At 33.2% G+C, this 18,855-nt stretch carries 18 protein-coding genes and 1 pseudogene; all 19 read left to right on the top strand.

Annotation, left to right across the window (positions count from 1 at the left end; all coding sequences use genetic code 11):
• Positions 1-494 precede the first annotated feature (494 nt).
• The 19 genes and pseudogenes from EKM02_RS07545 to EKM02_RS07465 all read left to right on the top strand — a co-directional run bounded on the left by EKM02_RS07545 (position 495) and on the right by EKM02_RS07465 (position 18,853).
• Positions 495-1,823, top strand: a complete 1,329-nt coding sequence (locus EKM02_RS07545; RefSeq protein WP_199878471.1) for a nucleotide sugar dehydrogenase — start codon at positions 495-497, stop codon at positions 1,821-1,823.
• Between the two features lie 36 nt (positions 1,824-1,859).
• Positions 1,860-2,285 (top strand): adenylyltransferase/cytidyltransferase family protein, encoded by a 426-nt coding sequence (locus EKM02_RS07540; protein ID WP_126453818.1) that lies wholly within the window; start codon positions 1,860-1,862, stop codon positions 2,283-2,285.
• 337 nt (positions 2,286-2,622) lie between these two features.
• The gene (locus tag EKM02_RS07535; protein ID WP_126453817.1) at positions 2,623-3,630 is read left to right on the top strand and encodes a mannose-1-phosphate guanylyltransferase; all 1,008 of its coding nucleotides are present in this window, start codon (positions 2,623-2,625) and stop codon (positions 3,628-3,630) included.
• A gap of 9 nt (positions 3,631-3,639) precedes the next feature.
• The gene (locus tag EKM02_RS07530; protein ID WP_126453815.1) at positions 3,640-4,590 is read left to right on the top strand and encodes a GDP-L-fucose synthase family protein; all 951 of its coding nucleotides are present in this window, start codon (positions 3,640-3,642) and stop codon (positions 4,588-4,590) included.
• Positions 4,591-4,896: 306 nt separating this feature from the next.
• Positions 4,897-5,214 (top strand): RhuM family protein, encoded by a 318-nt coding sequence (gene rhuM / locus EKM02_RS14985; protein WP_234423162.1) that lies wholly within the window; start codon positions 4,897-4,899, stop codon positions 5,212-5,214.
• A 76-nt stretch (positions 5,215-5,290) separates the two neighbouring features.
• Positions 5,291-5,737, top strand: a complete 447-nt coding sequence (locus tag EKM02_RS14980; RefSeq protein ID WP_234423161.1) for a hypothetical protein — start codon at positions 5,291-5,293, stop codon at positions 5,735-5,737.
• A gap of 240 nt (positions 5,738-5,977) precedes the next feature.
• Positions 5,978-6,304 (top strand): annotated as a pseudogene (locus EKM02_RS15270) (helix-turn-helix domain-containing protein); the annotation flags it as partial.
• Between the two features lie 33 nt (positions 6,305-6,337).
• Positions 6,338-7,333: an ATP-binding protein gene (locus EKM02_RS07520; protein WP_199878470.1), complete on the top strand. Its 996-nt coding sequence runs from the start codon at positions 6,338-6,340 to the stop codon at positions 7,331-7,333.
• Positions 7,334-7,708: 375 nt separating this feature from the next.
• A complete protein-coding gene (locus tag EKM02_RS07515) occupies positions 7,709-8,035 on the top strand; it encodes a type II toxin-antitoxin system RelE/ParE family toxin (protein WP_317124977.1) in 327 nt (108 codons plus the stop codon).
• 2 nt (positions 8,036-8,037) lie between these two features.
• Positions 8,038-8,337 (top strand): helix-turn-helix domain-containing protein, encoded by a 300-nt coding sequence (locus EKM02_RS07510; RefSeq protein ID WP_126453813.1) that lies wholly within the window; start codon positions 8,038-8,040, stop codon positions 8,335-8,337.
• A gap of 194 nt (positions 8,338-8,531) precedes the next feature.
• Entirely contained in the window at positions 8,532-9,707 is a 1,176-nt protein-coding gene (gene gmd, locus EKM02_RS07505) for a GDP-mannose 4,6-dehydratase (protein WP_126453811.1), read from the top strand.
• A gap of 269 nt (positions 9,708-9,976) precedes the next feature.
• Positions 9,977-10,189: a hypothetical protein gene (locus EKM02_RS07500; protein ID WP_126453809.1), complete on the top strand. Its 213-nt coding sequence runs from the start codon at positions 9,977-9,979 to the stop codon at positions 10,187-10,189.
• A 511-nt stretch (positions 10,190-10,700) separates the two neighbouring features.
• Positions 10,701-12,239, top strand: a complete 1,539-nt coding sequence (locus EKM02_RS07495; RefSeq protein ID WP_126453807.1) for an MATE family efflux transporter — start codon at positions 10,701-10,703, stop codon at positions 12,237-12,239.
• A gap of 45 nt (positions 12,240-12,284) precedes the next feature.
• Positions 12,285-13,421, top strand: a complete 1,137-nt coding sequence (locus EKM02_RS07490) for a polysaccharide pyruvyl transferase family protein (RefSeq protein ID WP_126453804.1) — start codon at positions 12,285-12,287, stop codon at positions 13,419-13,421.
• Positions 13,421-14,440 (top strand): glycosyltransferase family 2 protein, encoded by a 1,020-nt coding sequence (locus EKM02_RS07485; protein ID WP_126453802.1) that lies wholly within the window; start codon positions 13,421-13,423, stop codon positions 14,438-14,440. Before EKM02_RS07490 ends, EKM02_RS07485 begins: the two co-directional genes overlap by 1 nt.
• A gap of 1,081 nt (positions 14,441-15,521) precedes the next feature.
• Positions 15,522-16,400: a glucose-1-phosphate thymidylyltransferase RfbA gene (gene rfbA / locus EKM02_RS07480; protein ID WP_126453800.1), complete on the top strand. Its 879-nt coding sequence runs from the start codon at positions 15,522-15,524 to the stop codon at positions 16,398-16,400.
• A 16-nt stretch (positions 16,401-16,416) separates the two neighbouring features.
• A complete protein-coding gene (locus EKM02_RS15190) occupies positions 16,417-17,301 on the top strand; it encodes a sugar 3,4-ketoisomerase (RefSeq protein WP_126453798.1) in 885 nt (294 codons plus the stop codon).
• Positions 17,302-17,760: an acyltransferase gene (locus EKM02_RS07470; RefSeq protein ID WP_126453796.1), complete on the top strand. Its 459-nt coding sequence runs from the start codon at positions 17,302-17,304 to the stop codon at positions 17,758-17,760.
• Positions 17,753-18,853, top strand: a complete 1,101-nt coding sequence (locus EKM02_RS07465; RefSeq protein WP_126453823.1) for a DegT/DnrJ/EryC1/StrS family aminotransferase — start codon at positions 17,753-17,755, stop codon at positions 18,851-18,853. Before EKM02_RS07470 ends, EKM02_RS07465 begins: the two co-directional genes overlap by 8 nt.
• Positions 18,854-18,855 lie beyond the last annotated feature (2 nt).

Genomic DNA, 18,855 nt, shown 5'->3' with positions numbered 1-18,855 from the left:
GGCGGGATCGTATCGAGAACAAGAAAATTTTGAATTAAAAACGGTTCTCGATACGCTTTGCACTCGAACTGACGTTTTGAATAATTACACGCAACGGGAATAAAAGTAAGTTTTTAAGGGTAACAAACCGTAATGACCTACTGGTTCAAAAGGAAATATCCGTTCTTATCAAAAAACAAGAAGACGATACATTTATAGTATGGTACGGTATAGTTAAAATCGGTTTCGTAGGGCTTCTTTTTTAGTCACTGATTTAGGTGATTTTTCATCGGAGTTTAAATGAATATTGTAAATGTTTTGTATTGATTGCTAGTTGTTTGTGTTTTTTTTTATGCTTTTTTGTGTTTCAGAAGAGAAATAAAAAATAAAACGGCAACATATTCTAGTTATATTTGCCTCCATTATCGTTGACTTTTTCGGCTCATTTTTGTGAGTTGGAATCGCGAAGCGGTGGGTTAAAATGTACAATTCAATTGTAATTGTTTTAAAAAAAAATGAATTCAAGTATAAAAATAGCGGTAATTGGATTAGGGTATGTCGGACTTCCATTGGCTCGATTATTTGCAACTCAATATGCTGTTGTGGGATTTGATATCAATGCCTCGCGGGTAGCATCCTTACAGTCAGGCACGGATTCTACACTAGAGATTTCGGATGAAGCATTACGCAAGGTATTAGTTTCAAGTTTTGTCACCTCGAGCGCAGTCGAGAGGCAGAGCGCATTGGACAGACAGTCTGTTACAAACGGATTAGTAGTAACTTCAGACAGCGCTGCTATTGCGGATTGCAATTATTATATCATTACAGTTCCCACTCCGGTAGACAAAAATAACCGTCCGGACTTAACCCCTTTATACAAATCCTCTGAAACGGTGGGTAAGGTTTTAAAAAAAGGCGATATCGTCATCTACGAATCCACTGTTTATCCTGGTGTAACTGAGGAAGAATGTGTGCCTGTATTAGAAAAATTTTCAGGATTAAAATTCAATGTTGATTTTTTTGCCGGCTATTCCCCGGAGCGAATCAATCCCGGAGACAAAGAACATACGGTCGAAAAAATTCTGAAAGTGACTTCTGGTTCCACGCCCGAGATCGGAATAAAAGTGAATGAATTATACCAATCTGTTATTACGGCCGGAACACATTTGGCTCCTTGTATAAAAGTAGCCGAAGCCGCCAAAGTAATTGAAAACTCACAGCGCGACATCAATATAGCGTTTGTAAACGAATTGGCCAAGATATTTAATTTAATGAATATTGACACACATGCCGTTTTGGAAGCAGCGAGTACCAAATGGAATTTTCTGCCTTTCAAACCCGGATTAGTGGGCGGACATTGTATTGGGGTAGATCCCTATTATTTGGCACAACGCGCACAAGAATTTGGATATCATCCTGAAATTATATTAGCAGGAAGACGCCTAAATGACAGTATGGGAGAATATGTAGCGTCTCAAATTGTAAAATTGATGATCAAAAAGGGCATTTCTATAAATGGAGCGGCACTTTTAATGCTGGGCATCACCTTCAAAGAAAACTGTCCCGACGTGCGCAATACTAAAATTGTGGACGTAATCACCGCGTTAGCGGATTATGGCATTGTCATCACCATTTATGATCCCTTGGCAAACCCATCAGAAGTACAGCACGAATACCAATTAGAAACAACCGCTACAGTGCCCAATAAAAAATTTGATGCCATTGTGTTAGGAGTGGCGCATGCTGCCTTTTTAGCGATAGATTTGTCACAGTTACAAAAAGAAACTAGTGTGTTGTATGATGTAAAAGGAGTTTTAGGGGATGCAGTAGATGGGAGATTGTAAATAGCACTACGGATTCAAACCATAATAGTAGAAAACATGAAAATAGGAATAACATTCAGTGCTTTTGATTTGTTACATGCCGGACATATCAAAATGTTAGAGGAAGCAAAAGGACAGTGTGACTATTTAATTGCGGGACTGCAAACAGATCCTACTATCGATCGTCCTGAAAAAAACAGGCCTACCCAATCTGTGGTTGAACGCTATATTCAACTCAAAGGCTGTAAGTATGTAGATGAAATAGTTCCTTATGCCACGGAACAAGATTTAGAAGATATTTTACGTTCGTTCAAACTTGATGTACGCATCGTAGGCGATGAGTACAAAGACAAGAATTTTACGGGACGAAATTACTGCGAAGAAAAGGGGATAGCACTTTTTTTCAACATACGAGACCATCGCTTTTCAAGCAGCAGCTTGCGAAAAGAAGTCGCAGAGAAAGAATTGTTGAAAGAGAAGTAGTGTTTTTTAGTGAGAAGTGAAAGGTGAGAAGTGAGAAGTGAGAAGTGAAAAGTGAGAAGTGAAAAGTGAGAAGTGAAAAGTGAGAAGTGAAAAGTGAATGGTGAGAAGTGAATTGTGAGAAGTGAAAAGTGAGAAGTGAAAGGTGAGAAGTGAATGGTGAGAAGTGAGAAGTGAATGGTGAGAAGTGAAAAGTGAATGGTGAGGAGCGAAAGAAAAAAAGGGAATTTAATTCCTGTCTAAATAAAAATATAATTAAAATAGTCGCCAATAGGCTGTTTTGTAAACCCCAAATCGAGGTAGCAAATCACTTATAAGCACTAATTGCATAAAAAATAGTATGAAAAAACAGCCTGCAGTAACACATGTAATCCTTACCGGAGGAGTGGGAAGCCGATTGTGGCCGCTATCTCGCAAAAGTCAACCCAAACAATATTTAGATTTATTTGAAGGTAAATCGTTATTTGCAATGACTGTCGAACGGAATCGTACTTTGGTGGACCAGGTTATGGTTGTGGGAAATAGTGATAACTGTCATTTAAGTCGGCACATTCTAGAAAAATCCAATACACCATATATCGATATTATTGAGTCAACCCCCAGAAACACGGCTGCAGCCATTGCTTTTGCTGCACTAGCTTCTGATCCGGAGGCTATTTTAATCGTGACACCCTCGGATCATATCATAGGCGACATGGAACACTATAATAAGGCGATTCAGGAAGCAGTAGAAAAGGCTTCTAACGGTTTTATTGTTACTTTCGGTATTATTCCGACAAAACCGGAAACGGGATACGGGTATATAGAGCGCAAGGGTGAGGATGTGGTGTCCTTCCGGGAAAAACCCAATCAGGTATCTGCAAGAGATTTTATAGCCAGAGGCAATTTTTTATGGAACAGCGGGATGTTTTGTTTCAAAGCAGGCATTTTTCTGGAGGAATTAAAGACCTATAACCCGGAAGTCTATGAAAAATCTAAAATTGCCTGGGACAACAACAGCAATGGAAATCTAGATTTGGCTTTATCCATGGATATACCATCCATCAGTATTGATTATGCGGTAATGGAGCGCAGTAAAAAGATAAAAGTGGTCGTGTCTGAATTTTCATGGTCGGACTTGGGTTCTTTCGAATCGGTCTACGACTATTTAGTGGCAACGGGGCATTCTATTGATGCCAATGGAAATATGGTGATTGGCAATACAAATTATACGGCATTTGTGGGAATGAAAAACACTATTTTCGTCTATACGAATACTGCTAATTTAATTCTTCAAAAAGAGAATTCTCAAGATGTTAAAAATGTGTATGCCGAGTTAGAAAAAGTAAATTCTGATTTGTTAAATTAAATAGCAGTTATGAATAAAGAGGCTAAAATATATATCGCAGGACACAATGGAATGGTGGGAAGTGCCATTTGGAGAACGCTGACTGCTAAAGGTTATACGAATTTGATAGGTATGTCCAGCAAGCAACTGGATTTGCGAAACCAGCAAGCCGTGAGCGATTTTTTCACTGCTGAAAAACCAGAAGTCATTATTGATGCAGCTGCAAAAGTAGGAGGGATATTGGCTAATAATGATTTTCCGTACCAATTTCTGATGGAAAACATGCAAATCCAGAATAATCTTATTGATACCGCTTTACAATCGGGTGTCGAGAAATTTATTTTTCTGGGAAGTTCGTGCATCTATCCTAAATTGGCACCACAGCCCTTGAAAGAGGAATACTTGCTCACAGGTCCCTTGGAACCTACAAACGAGTGGTACGCTATTGCAAAAATCACGGGAGTCAAAGCTTGTGAGGCGATTCGGAAGCAATTTGGAAAGGATTATGTGAGCTTAATGCCTACCAATTTATACGGCACTCATGATAATTTCGATTTAAACAGCTCACATGTTTTACCGGCAATGATGCGCAAATTTCATGAAGCCAAGGAAAATAATCAGGCTCCGGTAACCCTTTGGGGTAGCGGAACGCCTATGCGAGAGTTTCTATTTGTAGAGGATATGGCGCAGGCCGTTGTTTTTGCCTTAGAGAATAAGTTACCGGACTATTTATATAATGTGGGTACAGGAGAAGATTTGACCATCGTACAGTTGGCCAAAACCATTCAAAAAATCACAGGACATCAAGGAGAAATTATTTGGGATGCCAGCAAACCGGACGGTACACCAAGAAAACTAATGGATAGTTCCAAAATGCACGCACTAGGATGGAAACATCAGGTGCAGTTGGAAGAAGGAATCCAGAGAACCTACGATTGGTTTTTGGAGAATGTAAATGCATTTAAGCAAGTTAAGATGTAGGGAAAAGTTTAATCGGTTAGGAAAGGGTTAATCGGTTAATCGGTTATGAAAGGTTTAATCGTTTAAGAAAGGTTTAATCGGTTAGGAAAGGGTTAATTGGTTAAGAAAAGTTTAATCGGTTAAGAAAGGTTTAATCGGTTAGGAAAGGTTTAATCGTTTAAGAAAGGGTTAATCGGTTAACGAAATAGTAAACGATTAACCATTTAAAGAAAAAGGTTTAATCGGTTAACGAAGTAGTAAACGATTAACCAGTTAACCATTTAAACGATTAACCATTTAAAAAAACAACCAAGCAAGCAAAAAATAATGAACAACGAAATCATCATTTATCAATCTGAAATTCTGACAAGTCAAATTGAGGTTCGTATTGAAGATGAAACGGTGTGGTTAAATCGAATTCAACTCGCTGATTTGTTTGATCGTGATATTAAAACTATAGGCAAGCATATTTCTAATGCACTCAAAGAAGAACTTGAAGGAATTCAAGTTGTCGCAAAATTTGCGACAACTGCTAGTGATGGTAAAACGTATCAAGTAGAGTTTTATAATTTGGACATGATTATGTCTTTAGGTTATCGAGTGAAATCAAATAGAGGGGGTTCAGTTTCGTATTTGGGCAAATAAAATTCTGAAAAACTATCTGCTCAAAGGCTATGCTATTCATCATCGAATGGATGTTTTAGAAAAAAAAGTAGGTTCTTTGGAAAATAAAAACGATGAATTTGATTTGATTTTAAAAACAAATTTACCTCCTAATCAAGGGATTTTCTATGACGGACAAATTTTCGATGCACATTCCTTTGTTTCCAGACTGATAAAATCTGCAAAAAAATCGATCCTACTTATTGATAATTTCGTAGACGAAACTGTTTTAGTACAGTTGTCAAAGAGAGAAAAAGGAGTTAGCGTTCTTATTTATACAAAAGATATTACAAAACAGTTAAAACTCGATTTAGAGCGGTTCAATACCCAATACGAACTTGTCGAAATTAAGCAATTCGCTAAATCACATGATCGTTTTTTGATACTAGATGAAACGGAAGTGTATCATATAGGAGCATCACTTAAAGACTTAGGCAAAAAATGGTTTGCTTTCTCAAAATTGAATATTGACCCTGCAACATTGCTTGGAAGATTATACGAGTAGTAGGGAAAGTTTAATCGTTTAAGAAAGGTTTAATTGGTAAGGAAAGGGTTAATCGGTTAGGAAAAGTTTAATCGTTTAAGAAAGGTTTAATCGGTTAAGAAAAGTTTAATCGGTTAGGAAAGGGTTAATCGTTTAATCGGTTAGAAAAAGTTTAATCGATGAGAAAAAAGTTTAATCGATTAACCAGTTAAAAACTTAACTCATTCAACAAAAGACCAAAAACAGTCCCCGGACAATAAATTGAAAACAGAAAACCAACATACAGAATTCAAATCCAGCTTCAATGAAACTACGATAGAAACATTGTGTGCCTTTGTCAACACCAAGGGAGGAAAAGTACATATAGGTCTAGATGATAAAGGAAATCCGGTTCCTAATTTTTTCATAGGTAAGGAAACGATCGCAAATTAGATAAATGAAATAAAAAATAAAACACAACCCAGTATCATTGCCGATATAGAACCCTTAATTATCCAAGGGAAAGAAGTCGTTTGTTTAAGGGTAAATGAGTTTCCCGTAAAACCAGTTTCATTTAAAGGAAGGTATTACAAACGGGTTAACAACTCGAATCACCAACTTTCGGCGATAGAAATAACGAATTTGAGTTTGCAATCTTTACAGCTTTCCTGGGATTCCTACCCCGCTCAGGGGAAAAGTCTGGAAGATTTAGATTCATATAAAGTGACTGTATTTATCGAAAAAGTAAATGCTACCGGGCGATTCAAATTGGATGGCAGTTGGATAGAAAACCTACAAAAACTGAAATTAGTGGATGCAAAAGGAATTACTAATGCAGCATGGTTGCTATTTGGCAAAGAAACTACAGGGTATAACGTTCACCTGGGTAGATTAAAAACGCCTTCGTTGATTATTGACGACAAGATGCTGAATGGAACCTTGTTTGACGCAGTCGAAGAAACCATGCGCTATATCATAGGTCAGATCAAAGTGGCTTTTGAGATAACGGGAATGCCTACGCAACGGACGGAAATTTTCGAATATCCGCTTCCTGCATTGCGAGAAATAGTGCTCAATGCGATTATTCATCGGGATTATATGAGTCTCATAGACATCCAAATAAAAATTTTCGACAATTATATCACTTTTTATAATCCGGGAATTCTTTATGGAAATGTTACCGTAGAGGAACTTAATAAAGACAATTATCAAGCCCATGCCCGTAACAAATTGATAGCTGAGGCGTTTTATCTCACTGGTGATATTGAAAAATACGGTAGTGGATTGATACGAATTCGTAAAGAGATAAAGGAATACCCAACTATGAAAATGGAGTTTGGCGAAATCCAGAGTGGCTTTCTGTTGACGCTGCGTTACACCAAGCAAAAAATAAGTGTACGGGAAAATGAGGAGGTAAATGTCGGTGTAGATGTCGGTGTAAATGTCGGTGTAAAAACGCTTCTTATTTTTATCGAAAATAATCCAGGAACTAATGCTTTAGCTATGGAGAAACAGTTCAAAGTTACGCAAAGAACGATAGAACGCTGGATAAAAACATTAAGAGAAGAAAATAAGATAGAGTTCAAAGGCGTGCCTAAAACGGGTGGCTATTGGAAAATAAATACTAATGTAGAATGAAAAACTTCGTTGTAAATTATGATAGTTTTAATCGGTTAGGAAAGGGTTAATCGTTTAAGAAAGGTTTAATCGTTTAAGAAAGGGTTAATCGGTTAACGAAATAGTAAACGATTAACCATTTAAAGAAAAAGGTTTAATCGGTTAACGAAGTAGTAAACGATTAACCAGTTAACCACTTTAACGATTAACCATTTAAAAAAAAAGTGTAATCGATTAACGAAATAGTAAACTATTAACCAATTAAATTATCAGTCGTTCCTGCTAAAAAAAAACAGCCTTTTAGGGTAACTATAATGTGATAAAAATTTGTGTAGAAAGAAAAATAGACGTTAAATAAGTTATCTTTTAAATTAACTTTGCAAAATGAGTAGATAGATAATCTTTTACGAAAATCACTTTCTTGACTTTTATAAAATTCAAGACGATAAAGTAAAAGCTAAGATTAAAAATATTCTTGAACTTGTAATGCAAGTTGACAGGGTTCCTGAAAAATTTTTAAAACATTTGTCCGGAAGAGATGGAGTTTATGAAATAAGAGTTGAATATCAATCCAATATTTACAGAATATTTTGTTGTTTCGACAAAGCAAACGTAGTTGTATTATTCAATGCCTTTCAAAAGAAAACTCAGAAAACTCCCAATAGCGAATTAGAAAAAGCAATACGATTGAGAAAAGAATATTTTTCAACTAAAACAAATTAGCCATGGATAAATATAGCAACGTAACTAATTTTGATCAACTTATTGAAGTTGAACACGGAAAAATTGGAACAGAAAGCAGAAATAAATATGAGGAACACACTCAAATGTTTATTATCAGTGAAATGCTGAAGCAAGCAAGAAAAGAAGCAAAAATGACACAGGAACAGCTTGCCGAAAAGACAGGGACTAAAAAAAGTTATATTTCTAAAATTGAAAATGGAAAAGGAAATATTCAAATTTCAACACTGATTCGACTTTTTGAATTAGGATTAAACAAACGAATAGGATTGACATTTTTATAAATCAGTACATCTCACTACAATTTGTTCAGGTCATGCTTTTAAAAGACCGGATTGAAATTTGGAATCCAGGTAGTTTGCCTTATGGATTAACCATTTAAAGAAAAAGTGTAATCGGTTAACGAAATAGTAAACAATTAACCAGTTAACCAGTTAAACGATTAACCACTTAAACACGAATATCAAAAAAAATAAAAATGAATCCGAACCAAAAAATAGCCTTTATCACCGGAGTAACTGGACAAGATGGAGCATATTTAAGTGAGTTTTTATTAAAAAAAGGATACATCGTTCACGGTCTTAAAAGGCGTTCTTCGTTGTTTAATACCAATCGGATTGATCATTTATATCAAGATCCGCATGTGGACAACCGCAATTTCTTTTTGCATTATGGAGACATGACCGATGGGACCAACTTAATTCGCCTGATCAAAGAAATTCAACCGGATGAAATTTACAATTTGGCAGCGATGAGTCAGGTAGCCGTTTCATTTGAAACACCAGAGTATACCGGAAATGCAGATGGATTGGGAGCATTGCGCATTTTGGATGCGGTTCGTTTGTTAGGATTAGAAAAAAAGACCCGTATTTATCAGGCCTCTACCTCTGAATTGTATGGTAAAGTTCAGGAAGTGCCACAGTCCGAAACGACTCCTTTTTACCCGCGTTCTCCGTATGCCGTGGCCAAGATGTATGCGTTCTGGATTACGGTTAATTACAGAGAAGCGTATGGAATGTATGCTTGTAATGGGATTTTATTTAACCATGAATCGCCGATTCGCGGAGAAACGTTTGTGACTCGCAAAATTACAAGAGCTGCCTCCAGAATAGCATTGGGATTGCAGGACAAACTGTATTTAGGAAATCTGGATGCCAAACGCGATTGGGGGCATGCTAAGGATTATGTGCGCATGATGTGGATGATTTTGCAAGCGGAAGAAGCTGAGGATTGGGTTATAGCCACTGGGAAAACTACACCCGTACGCGAGTTTGTAAAAATGGCTTTTGCAGAAACAGGAATTACACTTCGTTTTGAAGGAGAAGGAGTAAAAGAAGTTGGGATTATCGAAAGTATTGATCTCATAAAATACCAAAACAGCGTCTGTCCTTATAACGACAAAAAACAAACAGCCAACAACCAGCTTCCCCAAATAGGAAAAGAAGTGTTAGCGGTGGATCCGAAGTATTTCCGACCCACAGAAGTCGACTTATTGATTGGAGATCCAACTAAAGCCCGCACCAAGCTAGGATGGGAGTGTCACTATGATTTGCCAGCATTAGTTAAAGAGATGATGCAAAGCGATTTGAAGTTGATGCAAAAAGACCAATACTTGAAAGATGGAGGATATGCTACGTTGAATTATTTTGAGTAGAGAAGTGAAGTTATTGGAAATAAATGCTGCCGATTGCTCCTCTAAGGTAAATAAAGGATATTTATCATTTATTTACCTTAAAAATTAGATTTGCCATTAATAAATTTAGTCGAGATACTAAGATTAGATAGAAAAAGCTAATTGAGTATTTTTTTAATTTTATTAAATGAATTAGAAATATTATTTATGACTCCTAAAAAAGACATCTTCGAAAAGTACAATTAATGATATAAAGATTAAATAGTAATGTTTTAATAAAAATATTAAAAATGAATATTTTGAAACTTATTGGACATGTAAAACCACTTTTTTCAACTGATATATCTAAAAGTGAAATTCAACTAAAGGAAGTTATAGCTAAATCATCTTTTTTAGTTTTTGGAGGCGCTGGATCCATAGGGCAAGCTGTAACCAAAAAAAATTTTAAACGTACTTCATCAAAGCTACATGTTGCAGATATTAGCGACAATAATATGGTGTAGCTGGTTTGGCTTCTAATTCAGATATATGTTTTTTATCCGTGTTCAATTTCTATTTGTTCGATACAAAGGAAATAAACACTTGCGAAAATCAACTAAAATCATGCGAATACTTGTTAAGAAGTAGTAAACAATTGTTTAAAATAAAGCTCTTTTGCTAAAAACATAAAGTTAAAATTATTAATAACTATGTTTTTTAGTACAGACTAAATAGTTACGTTTTTTGTTATCGTCAATTTTTCAAGTTTTTAGCCATAAATTTCATTATCGCAACAAAATTAATGTTGTTTCTCAACTTATTCACTTCACCTTTTTGCTTAAATTATGACAACAGTAAGTCGAAAGTTTAAACTTCATAAAGTCAAAAGGAACACTATTGCAAACAGTAGTTTAAAATCAATCTGTTGCGTCATTTTGTCTAATTTTAAAACTCGACATTATACAGTAGCTGTTACTTATTATTTAAAAAAATCCTGTCATAAATTAAAATTAGAAAATCCTTAATTGTAAAAATATGAAATCAGTAAATCGTGTAGCAATCAATTCTGGGATATTGTATTTTAAGTCTGTAATTACAATAACGATAACGTTGTATTCTACGCGGTTAATTTTGAATGCATTAGGAGTTCTTGATTTTGGGATTTACAGTTTAGTCTCGGGAGTTGTATTAATGTTATCGTTCCTGAACACTGCAATGTCATCTTCTACACAAAGATATTTATCTTATTATTTTGGTAAAAACGAATTGAGTATGCAACAAAGAGTATTCTCAAATAGTCTTCTTCTTCATATTGTTATCGCAATTTTTCTAAGTGTTTTGTTATTTATAGCAGGATTTTTTTTATTTGATGGTTTCCTGAATATTCCTCTTGAAAGAGTAGAAACAGCTAAGTGGGTTTATTATTTTATGATTATTTCAGTTTTTTTTACAATAATTTCTGTGCCGTTTACTGCATCGATAAACGCTAATGAGGATATGATAGTTTCGGCAATAGTTAATACAGTTGAGGTGTTGCTAAAATTGAGTATCGCTTTATTACTTTTTACAATTACTCTTGATCGATTATTTATTTATGCTCTCCTTATTGCAGTATCTAACGTATTGGCAGCAACTGCTTATTTGATTTTTAGTATAAAGAAATATGATGAATGTGATTTTAAACTATTTAAAAACAAAGACGATGCGTTATTAAAAGAATTAAGTTTTTTTGCTGGTTGGAATCTTTTCGGAACATTAAGTTTTCTATCGAGACAGCATGGTTTGGCAATTATTTTAAATATTTTTTTTGGTGCGGCGATAAATGCAGCCTATAGTATAGCATATCAAGTAGCAGGACAACTTACTTTTTTGTCTGCAACTATGTTAAGTACACTTAATCCTCAAATTATGAAAAGTGAAGGCGCAGGAGATCGGGAAAGAATGTTAAGGATATCTTCTCTCGCCAGTAAATTGTGTTTCTTTTTAGTGGCAATTTTAGCAATTCCTTTATATTTTCACATGGAATACGTTTTAACAATATGGTTAAATGTTGTACCAAAATATACGGCTGAATTTTGTAAATTAATTTTAATTTATATGCTCATTTACCAGTGGAGCGTTGGGATAATGTCTGCTGTACAAGCTATTGGTAATATAAAAGTGTATCAGACAGTCGTTGGTTTGATACAAGTTTTAATGTTGCCGATTACCTATCTTTTGATGTGGTTGGGTTATGATGCGACATATGTTTTATATTTATTGATTGGTCTTGAAATTTTGTCATTTATATTTAGAGTTTGTTTTTTAAATATTATGACCAAACATTCAAAGATTGAATATATTAAAGAAGTGGTGATATTAACAGTGTTTCCTTTAATTATAACTCTCGTATTGATAATAATTGTAAACCAATATATTGTAAGTGATTTATCTTCTCTTCTCATAAATATTTTAATTGTGGCTGTATTATTTTCTGTGACTTTCTATTTTATAAGTTTGAGTAAACCTCAAAAATTATTAATAAACAATTTGTTTGAAGCTATCGCAGAAAGGGTTAAACGAAAAGTTATTTAATGAGTAGAAACTTAATACAAATAAACTATTTATAAAATTTTAAAAATGAAAACAGTTTTAGTAAGGGCGTACACTTATTGTAATTTAGGTGACGATCTTTTTTTGAAAGTTTTAGTGGAACGATACCCTGAAATTCAATTCACGATAATTGCGCCAAAACTTTATGAAAAAATTTTTAAACAGTACGAAAATGTTTTTATTAAACAAATACCTTCTTCTCCTTTGTTTAAAAAAATAGTAATGAAGATAGTTGGTTTGTTTTCTATTTCTAAAAAAGAAACTTATGTTCTAAATATAATTAAAAATTTTTATTCAAAAGAAGCCAAATTTGTTGATGCTTATATATATATCGGAGGGTCGCTTTTTATGCAAAAAAATGAAAAAATTAATTTAATTGATATTCTTAATAAAGAAATAACAAATATTTTTCATGATAAAAAGAAGTTTGTAATAGGGGCTAATTTTGGTCCTTATTTGACAGTTTCGTATTTAGATTTCTATAAAAAACATTTATTAGATTATGATGACGTTTGTTTTAGAGAAAAATATTCAAAAGATATTTTTAAAGATTTGTTGAATGTTAGAAATTGTCCGGATGTAGTTTTTCAGTTAAAATTACCAGTAGTTCGCAAAGAGGAGGGCAGTATTGGCTTTTCTTTAATGGACATTTCTTGGAGAAAGGAATTATCACAATATGAAGGCAGTTATTTATCATTTATTAAAGAGCTAATATCAAAAGCTCTTGATGATGATAGAGGTGTTTATTTATTTTCTTTTTGTGCGGATGAAGGTGATGAAAAAGTGATTTCAAGAATTGTAGAGTCTTTTCCACTAAAGTTTAGAAATAAAATTGGTGTCATCAGATACGATGGTGAGATTGATAAATTTTTAAGTCTGTATTCAAAAGTAGAATCTATGTTTGCTACGCGATTTCATTCAATGATTTTAAGTTCTTTGTTAGGTCAGAATATTTTTCCAATAATGTATAGTGAGAAAATGAATAATGTATTAAAAGACTTTAATTATAAAGGAACTTATTCTAAAATATCAGATTTAGGTAGATTAAATCCTTCAGAATGTTTAAAAAATATTATCAATAATAGACTTGAAATAAGTTCTTCAATTATTGAAAAATCAAAAGGAAATTTTCTTTTTGTGGATAAGTATATTAATAATTTATAATGATTGCTTTTCTTCAGGTATCCATCGTTGTTCCAGTGTACAATGCTCATAAATATTTGCATAAATGTATTGACAGCATTTTAGATCAAACGTTTTTGGATTTTGAGTTACTATTAGTTAATGATGGATCTTTAGATGGGTCTGCTGAAATATGCGAGGAATATGCGCAAAAAGACAGTAGAGTTAAAGTTTGTCATATTCCTAATTCAGGAGTATCTGCCGCTCGTAACAAAGGAATTGAACTAGCTAGCGGAATTCATATTGCTTTTGTAGATGCGGACGATTGGATTGAAAACTTTTTTTTAGAACGATTTTATGAAATTTTGAGACATGATGAAATTGATTTAATAGTATGTGGATATTGTTATGAGTATGTATCTAACAAACCACGGCACTGTTATTCCTTGTCCGATCAAAAAGCAAAAACAAAAAATCAATTGGGTCAAGTTATTCCAGAATTAGAATATAATAGAATGATTAGTACTGTTTGGGGAAAGTTGTATAGACGTGATATAATCGTCAATAATAAACTAAGTTTTGATACAACGATAAGTTTTGGTGAAGATACAATATTTACTTGGAGTTATTTATTTTTAGTAAATTCTATTGCAGTTACCGATACAATTGGATATCATTATGTACAGTATGATGAGATAACTTTAACGAAGAAGTTATATGGATGCGACATTACTAAAAAAACGAGAGATAAGTCTTATGAATTAAGAATACAAATTTTTGAAAAATATGATTTATTTTCAAATAATAGATTTCTTAATGCAATTCAAGGGGAATACATTATGATGTCAATTTTAGCCAATTTGTCTATGTATAATTTAGCCTTTCGAAAAGTAAAAAAAGAAAGATACGAAAACTGGTTAGAATTAGCAAATAATTCTTATTTGCAGGATATGTATATCCAATCAAGATTTATTAAAATAGTACGAATTTTGCTTTTTTATAAACAGATAAACGTGTTAGATTTAGTTTTAAAAAGTAGAAATTTAATTATTGAGAAATAATCCATGCCTTTTATAGTAAAATCGAAAAAAAATGAATACCTAAGTTTGCATTGGAAGGCTTTATATGGGCGGTATTGAAAAGTAAGCTATAGATTTAGCCTTAGGCCTTAAAAATAAAAAACATAATGTGCATCTCATGGTTTTTTTTAAATAGTTTAAAAAAAGTAATTACTCATAAACGAAGGGATTACTGTACACGTGTTACTTTTAAAATCTGGAAAATATTTAAGATTACCTATCTGATTTGGGAGACTATTAGTTCTAATAAAAGCGGATATAATTCATTTAAATATATTGGCTTTCTTGGCTGTACTTTAATTACTTTTTTTTAAAAACAGTTTAAACCATTTTCCAAGTTGATAATAATAAGTTCGTTGCAAAAATGTATGGTTTTGTTATTAATGACGTTGTAGGAATTTCAAAAAATGTTAAGCAAATATTAAAAAATTTTTATAATTTTTTTCATAATAACAATTGGACTGTAATAAATAAAAGTGTTTTATTTGGCGATATAAAAATATCGGATTATTGGAACTGGCCAATTAACCGAATTATAAATGTCACCATTGATTAATGACCAATTAAAGAAAGAGTTTATTCGTATAGGAAAGATTCAATCGGTTAGGAAAAATTTACTCGGATAACGAAATATTAAACGATTAACCAGTTTAATATTTCAAAAAACAGCCGAGTAACAAGAAAATAATGAAAAACGAATTAATCATTCATTAATCCAACATGCTTTTCCAACATATTGAGGTTTGAATAAAGGATGAATCTGTTTGGTTTATGCAAATGCAAATGGCGAAATTATTTTAAATTACACGACATAAGTAACAGCCACTTTATAATGTAGTGTTTTAAAATTAGACAAAATGACGCAACAAATTGATTTTAAACTACTGTTAGCAATAGTGTTCCTTTTGACTTTATGACATTTAAACTTTCGACTTACTACTATCCGTTTAAAAAAAACATCGATTGGTATTTGTCCAATAAATATTTGTTGCTTAATATTACTTCAGGGAATTATTAAAAGTATTATTAAAACAAATATAATTAATTCTAATAATTAACACAGATGAAAGGAATTATTTTAGCCGGAGGCTCAGGAACTAGATTATATCCCTTGACAAAGTCAATTTCAAAACAATTGATGCCCATTTATGATAAACCGATGATTTATTATCCGTTGTCGGTATTGATGTTAGCTGGTATTCGAGAGATTCTTATCATTTCTACTCCTCACGATTTGCCTAATTTCAAGAATTTATTTGATAATGGAAGCCAGTTGGGATTAACTATTGAATACGCTGAACAACCTAGTCCAGATGGTTTAGCTCAAGCTTTTATGATAGGAGCTTCATTCATAGGTTCAGACTCCGTTTGTTTGATTTTGGGAGATAATATTTTTCACGGTCAAGGATTAACGGATTTACTAAAAACAGCTGTAGCTAATGTAGATTTAGATAACAAAGCAACAGTTTTTGGTTATTATGTTCAAGATCCAGAACGTTATGGTGTGGCAGAGTTTGATTCTAAGGGTACTGTGGTTAGCATAGTTGAGAAACCAGTAACGCCAAAGAGTAACTATGCAGTGGTTGGATTGTATTTTTATCCCAACTCAGTAGTCAAAATTGCTGAAAAAATTAAACCAAGCGAAAGACGCGAATTAGAAATTACTGCGGTGAATCAAGAATATCTGGCTCAAAAAGAATTAAAGGTAGAATTAATGGGACGTGGTTATGCTTGGTTAGATACAGGAACTCACGAATCACTTTTGGAAGCTTCAAATTTTATACAAACTATTGAAAAGCGCCAAGGATTAAAAGTGGCTTGTTTAGAAGAAATTGCTTATGAAATGGGATTTATCACTAAAGAAGAAGTTATTGAATTGGCACTGCCATTACAAAAAAACGAATATGGACAATATTTGCTGAGATTAGTTTCACATAAATAAAAAACAATGACCTGAAATGAAAAATATAGAGCCTCAAATAATTCATTTGCCTAAAATTTTAGATTTAAGGGGAAATCTAACTTTTTTGCAGCATCCAGACCATTTACCTTATTCTATACAAAGAGCGTATTGGATATATGATGTTCCAGGTGGCGAAATAAGGGGAGGTCACGCTTTTAAAGAGCAAAACGAATTTATTATTGCCATTTCAGGAAGTTTTGATGTAGTTATAGACCAAGGAGAAAGCGAAAAGATATATTCATTAAATCGTTCATATGTGGGTTTGCATATACCACCTGGAAAATGGCGAACTATACAAAATTTTTCGACTAATTCGTTGGCTTTAGTATTAGCTTCTACAAAATTTAATGCCGCCGATTATATAAGATCGTATGATGAATATAAGAATTTTAACTACAACTTAAATAATTTGTCAACTCCATCTTATTTAAGTGAAATTGTATCTAAAATATCTATAAATGCAAGTAAAAGTAGTATTAATGATTGTAAGATTATAGAATTAGACAAAAAGCACAAAGAAAAAGGAAATATTACAGTTGTTGAAAACCGAATTGAAGTACCTTTTGATATCAATCGTGTGTATTATTTATATGATGTTCCTGGTGGTGAAGAAAGAGGCGGACACGGACACAAAGATTTATATCAATTAATTGTTGCTGCCGGCGGTAGTTTTGATGTCGTTTTAAATGATGGAGTAAACCAAAAAACGGTGACACTTAATAGACCATATCAAGGTTTGTATATTGTGCCGGGAATTTGGAGAGAACTTAACAATTTTTCATCGGGTTCTACTAGTTTGGTTTTAGCTTCTAATAAGTATGAAGTTGAAGATTATATTAGAGATTACGAAGAGTTTAAAAATTTTAAAAATACTATTTAAATGATACATCAATTATCAGAAGTTCAAGCTGAAATTCCTAAAAATACCAATGTGTGGCAATATACCGTAATTTTGTCTAAAGCAAAAATAGGAGATTCATGCAATATTTGTAGCCATTGTTTTATTGAAAATGATGTCGTTGTGGGTAATAATGTTACGGTAAAATGTGGTGTATATTTATGGGATGGAATAACCATTGAAGATAATGTACAAATAGGACCTAACGTAACCTTTACTAATGATAAATATCCACGTGCCAAACAAGCTTTCGAGTTGCAACGTACTATTATTAAAACAGGCGCTTCCATTGGTGCGGCTTCAACGATTTTAGGCGGAGTGACAATTGGAGAGAACGCTATGATTGGCGCAGGAAGTTTAATTACAAAAAATATACCAGCCAACGAGTTGTGGTATGGTAGTCCAGCAAAATTTATTAAAAAAATATATAATGATGATTAAATTTTTAGACCTTCAAAAAATAAATCAAAAATATGCTACTGAGCTAAAACAAATAGCTGCAGATGTAATTGATTCTGGTTGGTTTCTTATGGGCGAAAAACTAAATAATTTTGAAACAGATTTCGCAAAGTTTAATGGTGTTAAATATGCTATTGGTGTTGCAAACGGATTAGATGCGCTCAGGTTGATTCTAAAAGCATATATAAATTTAGGTCAAATGCAAGAAGGTGATGAGATAATTGTACCTGCAAACACTTACATTGCGTCTCTTTTATCCATTTCGGATAATAATTTAGTTCCTATTTTAGTCGAACCAGATTTAGAAAACTACAATCTAAATATTGATTTAATTGAAGAAAAAATAACGTCAAAAACAAAAGCCATAATGGTGGTGCATTTGTACGGGCAAATTTGTTGGAATGAGAAGTTAGTTGCCCTTGCCAAAGAGTATAATCTTAAAATTATAGAAGATAATGCCCAAGCTGTTGGAGCAACTTATAAAGGAAATAGAACAGGAAATCTTGGTGATGCCTCAGGTTTTAGTTTTTATCCAGGTAAAAATTTAGGTGCTTTGGGCGATGCTGGTGCAGTAACGACCAACGACGCTAATTTGGCAGCACAAGTACGTGCTTTGGGGAATTATGGCTGTAGTACCAAATATGTCAATAATTTTAAAGGTTTAAATAGTCGCTTAAGTGACATGCAAGCAGGTTTCTTGCATGTTAAGCTAAAATATATTGATGCAGAAAACCACAGAAGAAGAGAAATTGCCGCACGCTATATCAAAGAAATAAAAAACGATAAAATAGTTTTACCAAATCTACCAAATGCATCAGAAAATCATGTGTGGCATTTGTTTGTTGTTCGCACAGAAAATCGCGATGTATTGCAAAGTTATCTAACGGAAAACGGAATTCAAACTGCCATACATTATCCAATACCGCCACACAAACAAGCGGCATACAAAGAACTCAATCATTTGAGTTATCCAATAACCGAAAAAATACACAACGAAGTATTGAGTTTACCAATTAGTCCGGTGTTAACAGATGAGGAAGTGTCCCTTGTAATAAACCTTATAAACAAAATATAAAA

The organism is Flavobacterium sp. RSP49, assembly GCF_003968735.1.
Taxonomy (GTDB): domain Bacteria; phylum Bacteroidota; class Bacteroidia; order Flavobacteriales; family Flavobacteriaceae; genus Flavobacterium.
The sequence above is the reverse complement of the archived record's forward strand: the minus strand, read 5'-3'. Positions and strand labels throughout refer to the sequence as shown.

Excerpts from the sequence above, each read along its gene's own strand:
- gmd (WP_126453811.1), top strand. The coding sequence starts at position 8,532 with ATGAATCCGAACCAAAAAATAGCCTTTATCACCGGAGTAACTGGACAA.
- EKM02_RS15190 (WP_126453798.1), top strand. The coding sequence starts at position 16,417 with ATGAAAAATATAGAGCCTCAAATAATTCATTTGCCTAAAATTTTAGAT.
- EKM02_RS07530 (WP_126453815.1), top strand. The coding sequence starts at position 3,640 with ATGAATAAAGAGGCTAAAATATATATCGCAGGACACAATGGAATGGTG.
- EKM02_RS07540 (WP_126453818.1), top strand. The coding sequence starts at position 1,860 with ATGAAAATAGGAATAACATTCAGTGCTTTTGATTTGTTACATGCCGGA.
- EKM02_RS07490 (WP_126453804.1), top strand. The coding sequence starts at position 12,285 with ATGAAAACAGTTTTAGTAAGGGCGTACACTTATTGTAATTTAGGTGAC.
- EKM02_RS07500 (WP_126453809.1), top strand. The coding sequence starts at position 9,977 with ATGAATATTTTGAAACTTATTGGACATGTAAAACCACTTTTTTCAACT.
- EKM02_RS07510 (WP_126453813.1), top strand. The coding sequence starts at position 8,038 with ATGGATAAATATAGCAACGTAACTAATTTTGATCAACTTATTGAAGTT.
- rhuM (WP_234423162.1), top strand. The coding sequence starts at position 4,897 with ATGAACAACGAAATCATCATTTATCAATCTGAAATTCTGACAAGTCAA.
- EKM02_RS07535 (WP_126453817.1), top strand. The coding sequence starts at position 2,623 with ATGAAAAAACAGCCTGCAGTAACACATGTAATCCTTACCGGAGGAGTG.
- EKM02_RS07465 (WP_126453823.1), top strand. The coding sequence starts at position 17,753 with ATGATTAAATTTTTAGACCTTCAAAAAATAAATCAAAAATATGCTACT.
- EKM02_RS07495 (WP_126453807.1), top strand. The coding sequence starts at position 10,701 with ATGAAATCAGTAAATCGTGTAGCAATCAATTCTGGGATATTGTATTTT.
- EKM02_RS07485 (WP_126453802.1), top strand. The coding sequence starts at position 13,421 with ATGATTGCTTTTCTTCAGGTATCCATCGTTGTTCCAGTGTACAATGCT.
- rfbA (WP_126453800.1), top strand. The coding sequence starts at position 15,522 with ATGAAAGGAATTATTTTAGCCGGAGGCTCAGGAACTAGATTATATCCC.
- EKM02_RS07470 (WP_126453796.1), top strand. The coding sequence starts at position 17,302 with ATGATACATCAATTATCAGAAGTTCAAGCTGAAATTCCTAAAAATACC.
- EKM02_RS07545 (WP_199878471.1), top strand. The coding sequence starts at position 495 with ATGAATTCAAGTATAAAAATAGCGGTAATTGGATTAGGGTATGTCGGA.